Raw genomic sequence first — 19,035 nt, 5'->3', positions numbered from 1 at the left:
GATTATAAAAGATTAATATAATTCTATTATTCAGAATTTTTCTGTATTCAATATTTAACTAATATAATCATTAAGCTTAATAAAATGTTATATAAATAGAAATAGTTACAATTTAAACAACAATGATTGTGTATTTATTGTATTTAGATAAAATCTAAAAATTAGCAATCATAGAATATGGTTGAATTAAGTCATACGAATAGGATGCATCGCAATGACTGCTATGAATCAATATGGAACAAAATTAGAAATTACAGCTCATTCGGAGTGGTCTCAAAAGTTTTGGGATGAACTTTTTCCTGCGAAAGAGCGAGTGAGTAAACACCCTTTATTTTTAGATATGGCGAATGGATCATTGAGTCTAGAGTGTTTTCGTTCAACATTACTCAATTTTTATCCTTTAGTTGCTCATTTTCCATCTTATATGGCTGGTGCGCTTGCTAAAGCAACCTCATTTTCTTCAGATGGGGTCATAGATACGAGAAATTGGTTAATTCAAAATATTAAAGTTGAAGAACGTCATCTGTATTGGTATCAAGATTGGGCTAGAGGTTTTGGTGTAACAGCTGAAATGTTGAATGAAGTTAGACCACCTGCTGCAATGAATGCAGTGAATCATTTTTTATGGGATATTAATTTTAGAGGTACTTTAGCGGAAAGTATTGCTGCAACAAATTTAGCAATTGAATGGGCAACAGGGGACTGGACAATACAAGTTTATAAAGGAATACAAACATATACAGAACATCCTGAAGTCACTATTAATAAGCGATCTTTGGCTTGGTTAAGAGCACATGCTCATTATGATGATTTACATCCGTATGAAGCAATGGAGCTGATAAAACGGTTGTGTGATAAAGACCCTGCATTGCAGAAGAAAGCATTTTTAGCTGCACAAGAAGGCTTGGCGTATTATGAATTAGCGTTAGATGCATGCTATAAATTACGCTAGAAAGATTTAAAACGGTCATTTAGAAGAAAACTGTGCCAATCGTTAGCTTTGAGAGAAAAGCGTTATTTAATACTAGATAATACTGGATTTTACTCAGGTGGAAATATAAGACAGATTGTAGAAGTATAAGGTTGTTTTTTAATTGATTGATCACCTTATTCTTCTGAGTTTAATGCAATAGAAAAATATTGGGCACTGCTCAAACAAAAAACAAGATTGCTATTATTTCAGCAAATTGCTCTTTTTGGATGCTTTGCAAATCATTTGTGGCTCTTAACATGTTTTTAGCCCTATTAAACTTCAATATAAGTGCTGGAATGTAATTTTTACAGAGCTATCAAAAGTTAAAAAGTTTTTTAAGTATCTGATATTTATATATATATTGAATAAGATCAAGTTGATTAACAAATATAATTAATTTAGTGTTCGCAAATGGTATAAAAATTGCTCATATTAGAGTAAGCAATTATTGCAGGAGAGATGTTCTTCTGTGAACACGCCGAAGGAGCAACGACCCCGGAAACTCTCAGGCAAAAGGACTGTAATAATTTTAAAAATCTGGAGAGAAGCATATAAAATATGCTCACCGAAGGGGATGGTCGGCGTTGAAAATTTTGGCGTCAAGATCGAAGCTCTCAGGTACCAATGACAGATGGGGCTCATAGAAATGCCAGTACATTTCAAGGGAGTGTCGTATGTGTCATATTGTCGTGATTGGATCGGGAATTACCGGTGTTACTTCTGCCTATGAGTTGGCAAAACTGGGTTATAAAGTTACCGTGATTGATAAACATTTATATGCTGCTATGGAAACATCGTTTGCCAATGGTGGGCAACTTTCAGCGTGTAATGCAGAGGTTTGGAATCAAAAATCTACCGTGCTAAAAGGCATGAAGTGGATGTTTAATAAGAATGCACCTCTGTTGCTGAATCCTTCATTTGACCTACATAAATATGGTTGGTTAATCGAATTCCTCGGTAATATTAAACACTATGAAGCCAATACGCGTGATACCGTAAAAATGGCCTTATTGGCACGTGAACGCTTATTTACCGTAGCGAAAGAAGAGGATATTCAGTTCAATTTAGAGAAACGGGGCATCCTGCATTTTTATCACAATAAACTGGATTATGACGTCGCAACCAAGACAAATGCTTTACTGCGTGAAGGAGGACTAGAACGAAATCCAGTTACGCCAGAAGAAATTAAAAGTATAGAGCCGAGTTTAACGGGCGAATATTATGGTGGTTTTTATTGCCCAGGGGATGCAACAGGAGATATTCATAAATTTACAACAGGTTTAGCCAAAGCTTCTGAAAAATATGGCGTGAAGTATTTGTTTGGTATGGAAGTGAGCGATGTGCAGCATCATGCCAAAGGTGTTACGGTGCTTTATCATGCGAGTCATGAAAATGTGTTGTTGAATACTGCCACAGTGGAATCACTAGAGGCAGATGCTATTGTGGTTTGTGCGGGGGTTGGAAGTTACCATTTGGCAAATTTATTAGGTGATCGAGTCAATATCTATCCAGTGAAGGGGTATTCGATTACGCTTAATTTAAATGATCAGGATAGTGTGAAGCATGCGCCGTGGGTAAGTTTGCTTGATGAAAGTGCAAAAATTGTGACTTCGCGTTTAGGTGCAGACCGTTTAAGAGTCGCCGGAACAGCGGAATTTAATGGTTATAACCTTGATATTCGAGCAGACCGTATTCAACCACTGACAGATTGGGTAAATAAAAACTTTAGTATTAGCACTGAAAACGTCGTGCCGTGGGCCGGTTTACGCCCGATGATGCCAAATATGATGCCAACTGTCCGACGGGGTAAACGTGAACGCGTGTTTTATAATACAGGGCATGGGCATTTAGGTTGGACGTTATCTGCTGCAACAGCAGTGATGATCAGTCAGCAAGTGGCATCGCAGCATCCTATTTAATTGCATAGAAACTAAAAAGTGCAACGTGATGTGTTGCACTTTTTTTTCCAGCTCAATTCAAGATATGATTGTCTAGGAATTTTCGTGAGATGCAAAATAATGAATAAAGTCTGTCCAGTGATTCTAAGGAAAAACAATAATATATTGGAAATTTTGCTTTTTAAACATCCGACAGCAGGTATTCAACTGGTAAAAGGTACGATTGAAAAGTCAGAACCAATGTTTCAAGCAGCTATACGTGAATTGTATGAAGAATCGGGCATCGTTGTGGGAGAACAGCAATGTTATGATTGGGGATCACATCAAATAAGCAACCAAACATGGCACTTTGTTTTTTGTGATACTGCAAATCAAGGTTTAGAGGATCAATGGTGTTATGACACGCTAGATGATTATGGGCATTGTTTTGAGTTTTTTTTGGTAAATATGAATACATATCGTGTGCTAGATTTACATTGCAAGTATGTACAAGCTCTAGATTTGATTAGGCAAAAAATGAAGCTTTATTTGCTTTAAGCAATAATAATATCGCTCATATTCAAGATAAATTTTTTGAATGTTGTGCAATTTCCAAGGAAAATAATGAGTTTATTCAACAAAATTAGTCATACACTCGATACACACCGACAAAACGTTCACAGCCTTTTTGCTTAGTTTTGACCGATAAAATTGCTTTATTGAAATTGAACTGATATTTGCAATCATGTTCGTTATCTATAATTTCATCTTTCTTTCCTGTGGTTGTATAAGCCAAGAATGGAATGGTTTGAGTTTCTAATTTATTGTTCGGGTTTCGGTAGGCAATACCTTCAATTTTAATTTTATCTTTGGTGAGTTGGTGGACTTGTAAATGCACAGGTTGACTGGCAATTTTTCCATTTTCAAATTTTAAATAGTGATTGGTTAAACTCTGATTCAGTGATGTATAAAAATTAAGATCTTCAATGCGTAATTCAAATTGTTGTTTATAACAATCTAGGCTTTTACATTGCTGCAAACGCTTAAACCATAAGGTATGCGTATCTTCTAATAAATGAACAGGGGCATCACTGACTAAAAAAGCAGTTATATAATGATTGCTTAATTTCTCTCGAGATTCTAAAAAATCTTCAGCGCAAATATTTTTCATTGACGATGTATTTGGGCGAGAGCAGTCAATTTCTTGAGCATAAGTCATGGTTGAGCACAAACAGCCAATACTGAATAATGTGCTTAATGTTTTAATGAGATTAATATCGGTATTCACCAGCATGATCGCTTATAATTTCACTATGTTGCGCTGATGTAACTATAGCGAAATAGAAAGCGTGAATACAACATTTCAATCATTTATTTCTTAAGGATGCTAAAAGTGGTCGCACAAATTCGAATTGGTCAGGGAATGGATGTACACGCCTTTGAAGAAGGTGATTTTGTAACTTTAGCAGGCATTAAAATTCCCCATACACATGGCTTAAAAGCCCATTCAGATGGTGATGTTGTGCTGCATGCTTTATGTGATGCGTTATTGGGCGCGTTGGCTTTGGGGGATATCGGGCAGCATTTTCCCGATACGAATGCAAAATTTAAAGGTGTCGATAGCCGAGTCTTACTTAAGCATGTCTATCAACTTATTTTAGATCGGGGTTATGTGCTAAATAATGCGGATATTACGGTCGCGTGCGAACGTCCAAAATTAGCCAAACATAATTTAGAAATGCGTCAAAGTATTGCTGATGTCTTAAACGCGCATGTCACGCAAATTAGTATTAAAGCGACAACTACAGAGCAATTAGGTTTTACAGGACGTCAGGAAGGCATTTTGGCAACGGCAACAGTCTTGATTTCACATCAAGCAAAATGATTGGGATGAATGAGCGCCTGTTGTAATTCTTTGGTGGCTTTACGACCTTGCAGTTGTAAAGCGACCGCATGGATTAAGCCTGTCCATGTGTCATTTGGTTCCCAAATGCTATGCATTAACTCTTGCGCCGTAGGCATGTCTATATCCATATAATATTGACGATATAAATACATCAAACAACTGACATGATAATTTTTACTACAGTGCACCCAAACCATTTGTTTTTGTACTAAATGAGTAAGCATATCTAATATCAGTAAACATTGGTCATCAGATGGGGTTTCAGCAGAAATAGGCAATTGAATATAGTTTAAGCCTAAATCTAAACAAATTTTATCTTCATGAGTTAAATGCTGCTTTGCATCAGATAATCCCAAATTCACAATGGTCGTGACACCGTATTCTTTAATCAGCTTTAACTGTTCAGCAGATGGCTGAGCCGATGTGAATAGGTGTTCGTGAATAAACTGGAAATTTTCAATATGGCTCAATGCATTTTCAATTTCATTCATAAGATAAAACTTTTCCTAAGGTTAAAGTAGAAACGCCATCAATCAAGATGGCGTTTTAAATCTCTTAGCGATTTGGTAAAACGTCTTTGAGTGCTTCATGCATATCAAGTAGGGCTTTTTCAGTGGTTTCCCAATCAATACAGCCATCCGTCACTGATTGACCATACTCAAGATCATCCAGATTTTCAGGAATATCTTGACGGCCACCTTTGAGATGACTTTCAATCATAAGACCAACAATCGACTTGTTACCATCTAGAATTTGTTCTGTGATGTTTTTTAATACAAGCGGTTGTAAATACGGGTCTTTGTTTGAGTTGGCATGACTGGTATCAATCATGATTTTGTTGCTTACTTTCGCTTTGGCTAAAGCATTTTCAGCTTCTGCAACAGAACCTGCGTCATAGTTTGGTTTGCCATTACCACCACGAAGTACGACGTGTGCATATGGGTTACCACTGGTACGAATGACAGAAACTTGACCTTGGTCATTTAAACCGAGGAAGCTGTGACCATGTTTAACGGATTGCATTGCATTGGTTGCAACGGTTAAGCCGCCATCTGTACCATTTTTAAAACCAACAGGAGAAGATAAACCTGAAGACATTTCACGGTGAGTTTGGCTTTCAGTGGTACGCGCACCAATCGCTGACCATGAAATAAGGTCTTGATAATATTGTGGTGAGTTTGGATCGAGTGCTTCAGTGGCACATGGCAAACCTTTATTATTGAGTTCAACTAAAAGTTGACGACCAATACGAAGACCTTTTTCAATGTTAAAAGAATCATTCATGTCAGGGTCATTAATTAAACCTTTCCAGCCCACAGTGGTTCGTGGTTTTTCAAAGTAAACACGCATCACGATATAAAGCGTATCTTTAATTTTTTCGCTTAAAACTTTTAAACGATCTGCATACTCATGTGCAGCAACCGTGTCATGAATTGAGCAAGGACCAATGACCACAAATAGACGGTTGTCTTTACCATCAAGAATATTGCGAATGGTTTCTCGACCTTTTAAGACAGTTTGATAGGCATGTTCAGTCAGAGGTAACTCTTTTTTTAATTCAGCAGGAGTTACAAGAGGCTGAATGCTTTGTACATTCACGTCATCGATGTCAGATTGTGTAATAGGATTTGACTGTAGTGTATTCATTGCCGTCACTGGTTTGATCATACAAGAGTTTTTTTAGTAGCCTGAATATAACACGATTTAAGCGGTGAGTTGCTATACAAAACACCAATAAATCCGTGAAAAAAACCAATTAATCGCATAGATAGTTTAACCGTTGTTCGATTTTTCAACAGTTAAAATCATAGCAGTTGTTGGTTTTTCAACAGGTTTTACTTTTACTGGATGAAGGATGAAGTTAATACCTAATGCGAATAAGGTAATGCCTAAAATTTTACGGATAATTTTTTCAGGTAAGCGTGAACTGATTAAAGTGCCCACCACAATGGCAGGGATTGAACCCACTAATAACCAACCGAGTAAGTGTAAATCTACATTACCCGAACTCATATGTCCTAAGCCTGCAACTAAAGTTAAAAGTACGGCGTGTACCACGTCAGATCCAATAATACGAATCATGGGTAAATTTGGAAACATAAGCACCAATGCCATAATACCAAATGCACCCGCACCGACTGATGATAAAGTGACAAATACACCCAACACGATGCCCATAATCACGATATAGGCACGTTTATCTTTGGCACTAAAGTTAACTTTTTCTAAATCTTGTGTCATATCCAGTGTTTCATTCTTACGAAACTTGTTAAAGAAGCGTTCGATATGCCCACGGAAAACGATAGAAATACCTGTTAAAGTCAACATAAAACCTAAAACAGTGGTCAGCACAGCTTTATAGCTTGTAGACTGACTTAAATAGTTTTCTAAAACCCAATGAGTACCCAATGATGCAGGAATACTGCCGACAGCCAGCCAAATCACAATAGGCCAGACAATATTCATTTTTTTAGCATGTACCATTGAACCGCAAAATTTAGAGATTGCGGCATAAAGCAAGTCAGTACCAATGGCAATGTGTGGCTCAATTCGAAACAAACTAATTAGAATGGGCGTCATGAGTGAACCACCGCCAACACCTGTAATGCCGACGCAGAAGCCGACGAGAACACCCGCTAAAATAAATTCAATTGGACCAAACATGGTTATATGCCAAATATCAAAAAACATGCATATGTTATGACTATTTAAGATAAGTCGTTGTCTTGATTATTGATTTACTTATTCCAAAAAAAGCTAAAGTAAACTCAATGGGCTTAAACTTGCTAACACTTATTTTAAACAGTGAATGACCGTTATCTATAGCGCTACTTTTGTTTAGTGCTAAGCTGATTGATATACAGAATAAAGATAAAAATCAGAGGACTGGAAAAGACCCAGAAGCTGACGAAACCAATGGAATAACCGTCTTCTTGGATAATTAATACAGTGGCAATTATCAGCAGTAAAAGGGAAATAACGCGCACAATTCGCGGATGGTGCGCTAACAATGCCCATTTAGACTGCAAAGTTTTTTTCATTTGTTTTTCACTGACCTGATATAAGCCATAAACAGCACATAGAATAAAAACGAAGCTGAGAAAAATATTCATGAGCGACTTTCCCTATGGTTCAGCTGTGCATTTCTTTCAAGCTTATTCCTTATTTTTGTTTGGGTCTTCAGTTGAATGGGTTGAATATTTTTATAGAGAAATATCGCCAATAAGCCAAAAATGAGCATAAATAAGTCGATTCTAAAGAAAGTCCAAAATTGAGCAAAATTTTGAATCTGATTTTGAATATGGTTTTGTTGTAGAAGGAAAAACAGATTAAAAATAGGTAAGCCAAAAGCTAACGCAATAAATATTGCCAGTTGTTTTTTCCAAAGATATTGTTTTTTAAGACATAAGCTTATGGCAAAGATGAATAGCCACACGGCAAAAAAAGTGGTCACTTCATAATTTTGTGTGCTTTGGAGCATCAGTCCAATTCGATTTGCATAAAAGTAACTAAGCACCGCAATAGGTAAGCCAATAATCGCTGTGACATTCAGTCGTTGTACCAAATAATATCCAAAATGGAACTTTTCCGTTTTTGTTTGTAGTTGTCGCTTTAGACTCCAAAGCAATAGTCCTGAAGCAATCATCGCGCAGCCCAGTAAGCCTGAAAAAAATAGGGCCAAACGCAGTAGAGGTTGAGCGAAAGTCGCCATATGTAATCCGTACACACCTGCATTCAGCGTGGCAATAGCGCTGTCATTTTTGGTGCTGTGTAATTTTTCTCCCGTGACTGCATTCAAAGTAATTTGTGCTGGATTACGAGTAATTGAGTGATCTTGAGCTTCGATAAAAGTAATTTGTGCTTGTTGTGTATTGGGATTTTTTATATTGATGGTGCTGTATTTTGTTGCGCCCCATTCTTGATGAACGGACTGCATTAGGTTGTCAATAGATAACATCTTGGCGTGGTTGTTATTTTCAATTTTCGGGATGGTTTTAGAATTAATTTCTGCAAAATATTGGTAATTATTTTCAGGATAGAGTTTTTGCATGCCCCAAGGTAAATATAAATAAAAGAAAATAGCCAAGCCTGTAAAAGTAATGGTGAGAAAAAAAGGTAAAGCAATAACAGAGCTAACATTGTGAAAATCTAAATACGAGCGTTGTCCTTTAAGGGCGCGTAAAGTAAAGAAATCGGTCAGAATTTTTTTATGCGTAATAATGCCTGAAACCAATGCAATCAGCATAATAAATGCTGCGAGCGAAACAATTAATCTGCCGATTAAATAGGGCATACCAAACAATTGAAAGTGAAATAGATAGAAAAAATCGCCCCCTTGTGTTTGTGTCAGCGTTAACACTTTTCCTGTATTGGGGTTTAAGCTTTTACTTTCATAAGCATCATCTGCCTTTTGCCAATAGAGTTGGTTGACTGGTTTTTGCTCATTTGCGAGATTGATCATCCATGTTTTAGCATCTGGCGCATTTTGTTGTAAATATTGGTACGCCGTATGTATCGCGGTATCTTGCTTGACTTGTATCTGAGCAAGCGGTGGTTGCATCCATAGACTGATTTCATGTCGATAATAAGACAGTGCACCCATCAGAAAGATTGCGAACAATAACCAGCCGAAAAGTAACCCTGTCCAAGCGTGCAGCCATGCCATAGATTGACGTATTGATTTTTGCATGACTTAACCTAATACCCAGTAGATTGCATAAAAACAAGCCATCAAACTTATACTCATCAAGCTTAGTTTAGGTAAAGAGTAGACACAAAAACTGCTAATCACAAAACCTAAGAAAAATAAAATACTTATAAATGCAGCTAAATAAATAGATTCTGCTTTGGGAAGTGAATAATGAAAAAGGACTGTCAGATTACTCACCAGTAAAGACGTGCAAGCGTAACCAAATACAAAGGCAATGATAAAGCGGTAGAGCACCGTCATTCGATAAGAGAAAGATAGGGAAGAGGTTTTACTCATAGGGAAGATCACTGTGCTCATAAAAAACCAAGCCTGAGTATTCAGACTTGGTGGGTGAATTAGTATTTGAATTTAACTGCAAGTGTATAGTTAGCAGGCTCTCCATAAAAAGCTTGCCCATCAGGGAAGCTATTGAGATACTTTTTATCTGTAATATTTTTACCATTCGCTTGTAGCATAATATGGTCGTTGACCTCATAACTGGCCATTAAGTTGACGAGTGCATAGGCATCTTGAGAGATGGTGCTCTTTAAAGTCGAGTCATACAGCTTGATCTGATCTTGCCATTGTAGTCCAGCACCAATTTTAAGTTTGGGTAATGCAGGAACTGTATAAGTTGCTAACAAATTAATGGTTTGGTTTGGATTATAAGTACGTGCAGCACCGCCATTTTTCATATCTTTCAGGCTAAATTGGGTGTAACCAAAAGCTAAGTTGACGTCATCTGTTAGTTGACCTGATAGACCAACTTCTACACCTTGTGAAAGTAAATCACTGGTCTGAACAGTGCGATTTAATGGGTTACCGTCCGAATTACGTAATGGATAATTATTTTGTTCGGTTCTAAACACGGAGAGCGTACCTGTCAACTGATCGTTTAACCATGCACTTTTAATACCGACTTCATAGCTTTCACCTTCAACAGGTTTTAAAGCTTGGCGCGTTGTTGCTTCAATGCCTGTTTGTGGGCGGAAAATAGAGGTATAGCTCATATAGCCTGTGTATTTGGGCGTAAAGTTATAGGTTAAGCCCGCATATGGCGATAATTTACTTTCATCGTATGCCATTGGAGAGCCATAACTTACGCCACGACTGCTTGCCTGAACGTAATTTCCGCCTAAGATGAATTTTAAATCATCCGTTAAATGAAGACGTGTTGCGGCATAGTATGAGTTAATTTTTTGTCTATAGTCCGCTGCATCACTAAAGTCAGACCATGTTACGGACTGAGGTGTCCAGCTCGCCCAGTCGGTTGTGTATTGGGTAAGATAAGGCGTGCCATCATTAGTAAGTCTGGTAACGTTGTTAATATTACTGTCATTAATAAAACCACTCGATTGTTGATCGTACTGATGCATTTGAATACGACTGTATCCTAGAGTTGCTTCATGCTCTTGATTGAATAAGTTATAAGTGCCTTGGAAATTTAAATCAGCAAAATGTTTACGTAGTTGTTCTTTACCACCCCAAGCGGTGAGTGAAACGCCAGAACCATCTGCTTGAGGATTATCATAGTAATAAAGCAAGCGGCTATTGTGTTCAGTATCGCTATAGTTATAAGTGAGTTTTGCAGTCCATTTTTTACCCAGTTTTTGTTGTAACTCTAGGAAAGCATCTTGGGTTTCATTGTCCCAATGTGCCCAATCTGGATTTGGATTGTAATTTCGGTCATAAGACAGTTGTTTTCCATTTGCATCAAGTAGCGGTAAAGCGCCCCAGTTATTGGCATTTGGCTTATTCTGGTTTTGACTGTAACCGACAGTTAATAATGTTGAGTCAGTAATATCGGCTTCTAAGATGCCTGCAAAGCCATTTTTTTCAGAAGAATATCGGTCAAGATGCGAATCTCCTGTTTGCTCATACCCCATAAGGCGACCACGTACACGTCCATCTGGAGAAAGTGAACCAGAAACATCTGCTTCATAGCGCTGGGTATCCCAAGAACCATAACTTAGTCCAGCACTTGCCTGTAATTCTTTGGTCGGACGTTTACGAATATTATTAATGGTTGCACTTGGGTCACCAAAGGCATTCGATAGGGCATCGGCTCCTTTTACCACTTCGACACGGTCATAAAAGTAAGTGTCTGGATTGGTATTGTTATAGTTATAGCTGCTTAAAGGAAAGCCTACACCGTCAGTGAGAATATTTGAAATTTCAAAACCTCGTGCCATGTAAGAGGTACGTTCTGTTTCTTGATTTTGAACAGTGACTCCGGGCGTATTTTTGAGGACTTCACGTGTTGAATTTAACCCAAAATCCTCAATCTGTTGACGCGTTACGACATTGACGGTTTGAGGTGTTTCTTTCACTGCAATATTGAGTTTTGATGCGCTGCTACTATTTTTAACGGTATACGCTTTGGTCTTTTCAGAGCTTTGATCAGCACTTTCTGATTGGGCTTGTAGCTGAATGGTCGATAACGTTTGCACCTGATGGTCTACAGTATCTGCTGCGTAACTATATTGAATATTGAGTATGGATAAGCTTAGGAACGACAATTTAAAGCATTTGGAAAGCATAGGGGAGATGGATTTCATTATAAAATCTAAGTGAAAATAATTATCATTTATATTATTATTTAATAAATCTAAACACAATGGGAGGATTACTGATATTTTGAATTAATTTTTTTTAAATACAAAATAGAGGCAAAATCTTATTTGTCCTGTTGAAATATGTAGATAAGATTTCAAATATATGAGTATGCTAAAATACCCCTACTTTGAAATAGGATAAAAGTTTTGCAAAATCGGAAACTTAAAATAGGAATTGTAGTCGGTGAAGTATCGGGTGATACACTTGGTGCTAAACTCATTCGTAGCTTCCGTGAGCAGGGAATTGATGCAGAGTTTGAAGGGATTGGTGGACCTCAAATGATTGCTGAAGGTTTCAGCAGTGATTATCCGATGGATATTTTATCGGTTATGGGTATTGTTGAAGTTTTAAAAGATATTAAAAAACTGTTTACTGTGCGTGATGGTTTAGTCGACAAGTGGACTCAAGATCCCGTCGATATATTTATTGGTATTGATGCGCCAGACTTTAATTTACGTTTATCGAAAAGCTTAAAACAAAAAAATCTACCGATTAAAACGGTGCAATATGTCAGCCCTTCGGTATGGGCGTGGCGACAGGGACGGGTTCATGGTATTAAGGCCAGTATTGATTTAGTCTTGTGTTTATTTCCGTTTGAAAAAGCTTTTTATCAGAAATTTGATGTGCCTGCTGCATTTGTTGGGCATCCATTGGCAAGTCAATTGCCATTGAAAAATCCTCTTATTGAAGCGAAACAAGAGCTGGGCTTAAATGTAGAGCAGAAGCATATTGCGCTTTTACCGGGTAGCCGCCGTGGTGAAATTGAACGACTTGGTCCATTGGTGCTTGATGCAGCGAAAATCATCAGTCAAAAGCATCCTGACTATATATTTTTAATTCCTGCGATTAATGATGCGCGTCAGCAGCAGATTGAAGAATTATTAAAGCATTATCCAAGTGATCTGGTTGCTAAAGTTAAATTGATGGAAAACACGGATACTGAATCTAAAATTGGCCGTCAAGTGATGAATGCTTCAAATATTGTCGCGTTGGCTTCAGGAACGGCAACTTTAGAAGCGATGCTGTTACATCGTCCGATGGTGACTTTTTATAAGTTGAATTGGCTGACTTATGTTGTGGTTAAATTTTTGATCAAAATTCCGTATTACTCATTGCCGAATATTATTGCGGGTAAAAAAGTCATTCAAGAACTGATTCAGCATGATGCAACGCCAGAAAATTTAGCTGCTGAAATTGAAAAACTGATGAACATTGAAACTGCGCAAATACAAGCGATGCAGCACGTTACGATGCATAAGCAATTGCTTTCAGGAAATAGTGAGGACCCAGTTCAGACTATTCTTAGTACCTTAAATGCAGAATGACTTACTGAAATTGTTGACGATACTGACTTGGCGTTAAATCAAACAGTCGTTTAAACGTTTGGCTAAAGGCAGTTTCAGAAGAATAACCGACCCGATGGGCAATTTGTTGAATAGACCATTGTCCTTCGCGTAAGTATTGAGATGCCAAACGGAAGCGATACTGCTGTAAATAAGCCAATGGTGTTTCGCCAACAATCGTGCTAAATAGCGGCGCAAATTTGGAGCGCGACATACAGCATTGTTCAGCCAGTGTTTCAACGGTCCACGCCAGTTCAGGTTTGCCGTGAATGGCGGCTAAAGCATTGGCCAGTTCGGTATGTACCAGTGCGCGAAGCCAATTATTGGAATCACTTAATTGGGTAATATAGTCACGCACACACTCAATAAAAAGAATACTGACCAAATGATCGAGAATTTTGTCCCGACCGGGGCGAATTTGGTAGGCTTCAACCGCTAGAAAATGCAAACCTATTTGCAGCCATTCCGGCGCATTACTACCCGTAATATGGTGAATATGAATATAGTTGGGTAGGGCGTTAAGTAAAGGACGTGCCATGATGGTATCAATATGACAGCGTATGGCTAAAATGAGAGCAGGTTCGCCACTTGCACTTCCAAACTCGATTGTCTCTTGTCTTTTTTGATCAAAAAGTGCGGTGATGTTTAAGGCTTCAACTAAATTATTTTTGTTATTGTTATGACAAGAATGATTTTGCCCAGACGGAATCAGGACTAAATCACCCGCTTCAACATGAAGTTGGCTTTGTGAGTCAAATTGAATGGTGAGATTACCAACCAGTACCACATAGCCAATCATGGCACCTTGTTCTTGATAGGCATATGCCCAGTCCCCTTGAGGTTTTAAATAAATATATTCAGATTTATTAAGATGAATATCATCAAAAATTTTACTTAAAGCATCCATATCTTATCATTCTGTCATTATCGAATAAAATTATAAAAAGCTTAGAGTCATTCAAGCATGTGTTTTTAGGTCAAATATTGCCTCTTGATGCCAAAGACGTTTGCATAGGTTTTTTGGACGTTTACAACTGTTCTTGATGGCCCATTTCTAGAAATATAACGGTAGAACAAAAAATAGGGAAGTCGCCAGCATGAATGCACCAGTAAATTTAAATCAAACAACAACTCAAACCTTACCCATTGCTTCAGGCCTAGCACTGGATAAAAAACGCTATTGGTGGTTATTAAGCCCCGGTTTACCTGTCATAGGAATGGGGATTTTGGCAGGCTATCAGTTTGGTCCTAAAGCGACGAAAAAAATCTTTGCTTTAGGTGGGCCATTATTACTGCATGTGATTATTCCAAGTATTGATGCCATTGTTGGCACAGACAACAACAATCCGAGTGATGAGCAAATTTCATCTTTGGTTGCCGATCCTTATTATGACCGCATTGTAAAACTATTTATTCCTTTGCAAATGGCAGCAAATGTATTTGCAGGTTATGTAGTCAGTCGTAAAACAACCTCGTTACTTGACCAAATCCTGCTGGGGGTTTCGATGGGGGCAATTAATGGTATTGGGGTGAATACTGCACATGAGTTGTCACATAGACCCAATAAAAAAGATCATTATCTTTCACATGCGACGCTCATGCCGCTGTTTTATAACCATTTCCGTGTAGAACATCCATATGGGCATCATAAACGTGCTGCAACACCTGAAGATCCAGCATCTTCGAAAATGGGTGAAACCTTCTATGAGTTTTGGCCAAGAACAGTATTCGGTGGTCTTAAATCTGCCGTTGAAATTGAAAAAAATCGTCTAAAACGCAAAGGCTTATCTTTTTTCAGTCCTCAAAATGAGCTGTTCCAAGGTTGGGCGATGAGTGCGGGTTTTCATGCCACCATGTTGAAATTGTTTGGTAAAGATATTGTTCCATATTTAGCGACACAGGCTTTTTATGGTGTGAGCTTATTTGAAATTATTAACTATATTGAACATTACGGTTTAATGCGTGATCAAAAAGAAGATGGCTCTTATGCACGGACGATGCCAGAACATAGTTGGAATAATAATAACATTACCACCAATTTATTTTTGTATCAGTTACAGCGCCATTCGGATCATCATGCTTATCCGACACGTCCATTTCAAGCGTTACGTAATTTTGAGCAAGCGCCTGAATTGCCAAGCGGTTATGCCACCATGTTGTTGCCCGCTTTAGTTCCATCGTTATGGTTTAAAATGATGGATAAGCGGGTTTTTGATCATTATGAAGGTGATTTAAATAAAGCCAATATTCATCCGAAACGCCGTGCAAAAATCTTTAAAAAATTTGGTGTGATTGATCGATTATTAAATAAAGAAGAATAGATGCGGTTTGCTGAACAGTGAATTAAATTCACTTATTCTAAGCAATGATGTGAAACATGAATTGAATAATACTCGTAGAACGTCATCAATGATTACAAAAGCCCAATCGGTTAGGGTAATGCTGATCAGTTAAGGGGTTTTGTAATAAACTCCTTAGCTTTTTAGCTATTCACGACGGAGTCTTGTGTTTTTAAATCAGACCTTTGGAGCTCGTTAGTTCTTTTGTTATGCCAAAAGAACCAAAAGCATTTGTCATCCGCAAAACTCGTGAAATACCTTTTATTGATCAATTAATCGCAGAAACCTTACTTTTTTAAAATAGTTTTGCCTCGAACAGTTGCGGATGACGTTTCCGTGTATCGAATAACATCATGAATTAAAAAAATAAAATGCCAGTCAATTGCTTAACTGACTGGCATTAATGGGTTAGGGGGCTTTTGTTATTAAGTTTTGATTTATATGAGAATAAAATAATGTTGTATTGTGTAGATAGCAATAAAGCTTTAGAAATTCACTTCGTCAATTATCCGAAGCAATCGAGTGAAGTGCTATCCCGCGCAAATTTTTTATCTAATCATTAATTTTGATCACTTTAATGATTAGATAAAAAAAGAGCCTGAGTAGGCTCTTTTTGTTTTAAACAACAGAAACTTATGACTGTTCTGATTTGTTTAATACTTCATCTAAAACTTCTTTTGATTGTTTTGGTTTGTTTAATACTCCATCTAAAACTTCTTTATCTAAAGCATTATCCCAACGCGCAACGACAATGGTCGCACAGGCATTACCAACAAGGTTGGTCAATGCACGACACTCCGACATAAAACGGTCAATGCCTAAAATGAGTGCCATACCTGCAACTGGTACAGCAGGTACAACTGAGAGTGTCGCAGCTAGAGTAATAAAACCTGCACCTGTTACGCCTGCCGCACCTTTAGAGCTGACCATTGCAACAAGTAATAAGGCGAATTGTTCACCAATGGATAAATCGACATTACAGGCTTGGGCAATAAATAGCGCTGCCATAGTCATATAAATATTAGTGCCATCAAGGTTAAATGAATAACCTGTTGGTATTACTAGACCGACTACAGATTTTTCACAGCCTGCTTTTTCCATTTTATGCATAAGAGAGGGTAAAGCCGCTTCTGAAGAACTCGTTCCCAAGACGAGCCATAATTCATCTTTAATATAACGGATAAGCGCTAAAATTGAGAAACCATTATAGCGAGCAACAGCACCTAAAATAATAAGGATGAATAACAGCGCAGTGATATAGAATGTCATAATAAGTAATAATAAATTACCAATAGATTCAATACCATAAGCACCAATTGTAAATGCCATTGCACCAAATGCACCAATAGGAGCTAATTTCATTAGCATACCGACTAGGTAAAATACGGGTGCTGTCAGGTTGTTTAAAATATCGACAATAGGACGACCACGATCACCAATTGCAGCTAGAGAAATACCAAATAAAACGGCGACGAATAGAACTTGTAGAATACTTCCTTCCGCTAAGGGACTAATTAAAGTCTTTGGAATAATATTCATGAAAAAGTCGACTAATGTCGCATCGTGCGCTTTTTCTATATAACCCGCGACTTTATCATTTGCTAGAGTGGTTGGATCAATATTCAAGCCTTTACCCGGTTGAATAATGTTTGCCACAATCATGCCTATAACAAGCGCAAGTGAAGAAAAAGTAAAGAAGTACAACATTGCCTTACCAGTTACACGACCAACACGACTCATATTGGTCATACTGGCGATACCAGTCACAACTGTTAAAAAGATTACAGGCGCAATAATCATTTTAACGATCTTAATAAAAGCATCACCCAAAGGTTTTAAGCTTTCACCAAATTCTGGATAAAAATGTCCTAAAAGGATACCTAAGATAATTGCAAAGATGACCTGTACATATAAGATCTGATGAAACTTTTGTTTCTTCTTTATAACTTCTGGTTCAAGGGTACTGAAATCCATTATCTGCATACCTTTTACGATGGAAAGATTTTTAAATTGCTAAAGTACTGAATCGCTCAGCAATATCGGTACTTCAGAAAGGAGGAAAAAGAAGCATTGTAAAGAAGAAAAAGCCAACTCCATCATAAATTTCAGAAATACCAATTTTGGAAATTATATCTTTAAGATATAAAAGTATATTTTAAAATGTTATAGTAGGCACTAATATGGTGCGTATAAATCTATGTTTTATATGATATATTCAATAAATAACTGTTTTTTAAAAATTAAAGTTAAAAAACTGATCTAAATTATAAAAGCATATAAGGTATATTGGTATTTTTTGTATGAATGATCTAGAGGGCAAAATTTAAGTCAATAATGAACTCACAATATTCATGTTTTTTATTAGAATGGATTTATCACGGCTAAATAAAAGATTAGATTTTTATTGATGAAGTCTTTAAAGCAACTAAAATTGTATGAGCATAATGACATTTATACGAAACTCGGTTCTAAATCCCAAGTAAAAATATTCGCTTTTAGCAGACTTGATGAGAGATTAATTTAAGCGTAAATAGCCTAAGCAAGCTAAACATTCACTTTAAAAAAAGCATATAATTTCGCAAACCAACTATTTACATCATTAAAAAATGACACCAGCTTGCAAAGTTTTAAAATCAAATAAAATTGAATTTTCTATCCATGAATATGAGCATGATGTAAATGCTAAAAGTTTTGGATTTGAAGCTGCCGAAAAGCTCAATTTAGCAGTGCATGAAGTCTTTAAAACTTTATTGGTAACAGACAGCAAGAATTACTATGTAGCAGTTTTACCTGTTGCACATCAGTTAAGTTTAAAGAAAATTGCTGCGGCAGTTGGTGCTAAAAAATTACAGATGGCAGACCCTAAAGATGCCGAGCGCTTAACAGGCTATTTGGTGGGTGGTATTAGTCCAGTAGGGCAGAAAAAGCGTTTAAAAACGGTTGTTGACCGTTCAGCAGAACGATTAAATAAAATTTACGTCAGTGGTGGAAAACGAGGTCTAGATATTGGAGTCAAACCGCAAGATTTAGTCCACGTTCTAGGTGCGCAGTTTGCAGATGTTTTAGATCAAGATTAGGACGGGTCATAAAACGAGTCAAAAAAGATAGCTTTATAGGTGTCATCAGGTTGCCATTTTTATCCTCAATTTTGATAAAAATATAAACCATAAATTATATGTAATAGATGTTCACATGCCATGATGTCACGACATTCTTTAAATATTTTTTGCAACGCATGATCTCCGTTTTAATGACTGGCTCACGATGAGGAAGTTATTGAGGCGTTATATG

17 protein-coding genes and 1 riboswitch are annotated in these 19,035 nt (G+C 37.2%); of the genes, 7 read left to right on the top strand and 10 right to left on the bottom strand.

Annotated elements, in window-relative coordinates:
- The first annotated feature begins 214 nt into the window (after positions 1-214).
- The 3 genes from F994_RS06700 (at position 215) to F994_RS06690 (ending at position 3,408) form a co-directional block, all read left to right on the top strand.
- Complete coding sequence (locus F994_RS06700) at positions 215-952, top strand: iron-containing redox enzyme family protein (RefSeq protein WP_004649478.1); 738 nt, start codon at positions 215-217, stop codon at positions 950-952.
- A gap of 462 nt (positions 953-1,414) precedes the next feature.
- A riboswitch (glycine riboswitch) is annotated at positions 1,415-1,504 on the top strand.
- Positions 1,505-1,647: 143 nt separating this feature from the next.
- Entirely contained in the window at positions 1,648-2,892 is a 1,245-nt protein-coding gene (locus F994_RS06695) for a D-amino acid dehydrogenase (RefSeq protein ID WP_004649477.1), read from the top strand.
- A gap of 99 nt (positions 2,893-2,991) precedes the next feature.
- Positions 2,992-3,408, top strand: a complete 417-nt coding sequence (locus F994_RS06690; protein WP_004649476.1) for an NUDIX domain-containing protein — start codon at positions 2,992-2,994, stop codon at positions 3,406-3,408.
- Between the two features lie 85 nt (positions 3,409-3,493).
- Here F994_RS06690 and F994_RS06685 read toward each other — a convergent pair whose 3' ends face one another.
- Positions 3,494-4,144 (bottom strand): A1S_1983 family putative colistin resistance protein, encoded by a 651-nt coding sequence (locus tag F994_RS06685; protein ID WP_004649475.1) that lies wholly within the window; start codon positions 4,142-4,144, stop codon positions 3,494-3,496.
- Positions 4,145-4,243: 99 nt separating this feature from the next.
- Here F994_RS06685 and ispF point away from each other — a divergent pair, with 99 nt between their 5' ends.
- Positions 4,244-4,735 (top strand): 2-C-methyl-D-erythritol 2,4-cyclodiphosphate synthase, encoded by a 492-nt coding sequence (ispF, locus tag F994_RS06680; protein WP_004649474.1) that lies wholly within the window; start codon positions 4,244-4,246, stop codon positions 4,733-4,735.
- On the opposite strand, the gene F994_RS06675 is transcribed toward ispF, so the two are convergent.
- The 7 genes from F994_RS06675 to F994_RS06645 all read right to left on the bottom strand — a co-directional run bounded on the left by F994_RS06675 (position 4,723) and on the right by F994_RS06645 (position 11,986).
- On the bottom strand, positions 4,723-5,247 hold the full coding sequence (locus tag F994_RS06675) for a protein tyrosine phosphatase family protein (protein WP_004649473.1): 525 nt from the start codon (positions 5,245-5,247) through the stop codon (positions 4,723-4,725). The genes ispF and F994_RS06675 overlap by 13 nt on opposite strands.
- A 64-nt stretch (positions 5,248-5,311) precedes the next feature.
- The gene (locus F994_RS06670; RefSeq protein WP_051061097.1) at positions 5,312-6,403 is read right to left on the bottom strand and encodes a 3-deoxy-7-phosphoheptulonate synthase; all 1,092 of its coding nucleotides are present in this window, start codon (positions 6,401-6,403) and stop codon (positions 5,312-5,314) included.
- Positions 6,404-6,529: 126 nt separating this feature from the next.
- A complete protein-coding gene (locus F994_RS06665; protein ID WP_034696822.1) occupies positions 6,530-7,420 on the bottom strand; it encodes a sulfite exporter TauE/SafE family protein in 891 nt (296 codons plus the stop codon).
- Between the two features lie 164 nt (positions 7,421-7,584).
- Positions 7,585-7,869 carry a hypothetical protein gene (locus F994_RS06660; RefSeq protein WP_004649470.1) on the bottom strand — a complete coding sequence of 95 codons (285 nt, stop codon included), beginning with the start codon at positions 7,867-7,869 and terminating at the stop codon, positions 7,585-7,587.
- Positions 7,866-9,446: a PepSY-associated TM helix domain-containing protein gene (locus tag F994_RS06655; protein WP_004649469.1), complete on the bottom strand. Its 1,581-nt coding sequence runs from the start codon at positions 9,444-9,446 to the stop codon at positions 7,866-7,868. Before F994_RS06655 ends, F994_RS06660 begins: the two co-directional genes overlap by 4 nt.
- Positions 9,447-9,449: 3 nt before the next feature.
- Positions 9,450-9,743, bottom strand: a complete 294-nt coding sequence (locus tag F994_RS17835; RefSeq protein WP_034696818.1) for a hypothetical protein — start codon at positions 9,741-9,743, stop codon at positions 9,450-9,452.
- 59 nt (positions 9,744-9,802) lie between these two features.
- The gene (locus F994_RS06645) at positions 9,803-11,986 is read right to left on the bottom strand and encodes a TonB-dependent siderophore receptor (protein WP_004649466.1); all 2,184 of its coding nucleotides are present in this window, start codon (positions 11,984-11,986) and stop codon (positions 9,803-9,805) included.
- A 222-nt stretch (positions 11,987-12,208) separates the two neighbouring features.
- Here F994_RS06645 and lpxB point away from each other — a divergent pair, with 222 nt between their 5' ends.
- Positions 12,209-13,387 (top strand): lipid-A-disaccharide synthase, encoded by a 1,179-nt coding sequence (gene lpxB / locus F994_RS06640; RefSeq protein ID WP_004649465.1) that lies wholly within the window; start codon positions 12,209-12,211, stop codon positions 13,385-13,387.
- A 1-nt stretch (position 13,388) separates the two neighbouring features.
- Here the strand turns inward: lpxB and F994_RS06635 are convergent, their stop codons facing one another.
- Complete coding sequence (locus F994_RS06635; protein WP_004649464.1) at positions 13,389-14,312, bottom strand: AraC family transcriptional regulator; 924 nt, start codon at positions 14,310-14,312, stop codon at positions 13,389-13,391.
- 190 nt (positions 14,313-14,502) lie between these two features.
- On the opposite strand from F994_RS06635, the gene F994_RS06630 reads away from it, so the two are divergent.
- A complete protein-coding gene (locus tag F994_RS06630) occupies positions 14,503-15,726 on the top strand; it encodes an alkane 1-monooxygenase (RefSeq protein ID WP_004649463.1) in 1,224 nt (407 codons plus the stop codon).
- 651 nt (positions 15,727-16,377) lie between these two features.
- Here the strand turns inward: F994_RS06630 and F994_RS06625 are convergent.
- A complete protein-coding gene (locus F994_RS06625) occupies positions 16,378-17,718 on the bottom strand; it encodes a dicarboxylate/amino acid:cation symporter (RefSeq protein ID WP_004649462.1) in 1,341 nt (446 codons plus the stop codon).
- Between the two features lie 632 nt (positions 17,719-18,350).
- Between F994_RS06625 and ybaK the strand changes: the two genes are divergently transcribed.
- A complete protein-coding gene (ybaK, locus tag F994_RS06620; protein ID WP_004649460.1) occupies positions 18,351-18,821 on the top strand; it encodes a Cys-tRNA(Pro) deacylase in 471 nt (156 codons plus the stop codon).
- Positions 18,822-19,035: the final 214 nt, after the last annotated feature.

The sequence above is a fragment of the Acinetobacter bohemicus ANC 3994 genome, from assembly GCF_000367925.1.
GTDB classification, from domain to species: Bacteria; Pseudomonadota; Gammaproteobacteria; order Pseudomonadales; family Moraxellaceae; genus Acinetobacter; species Acinetobacter bohemicus.
Note: the sequence above shows the minus strand (reverse complement) of the source record. Positions and strands in the feature narration are given on the sequence as shown.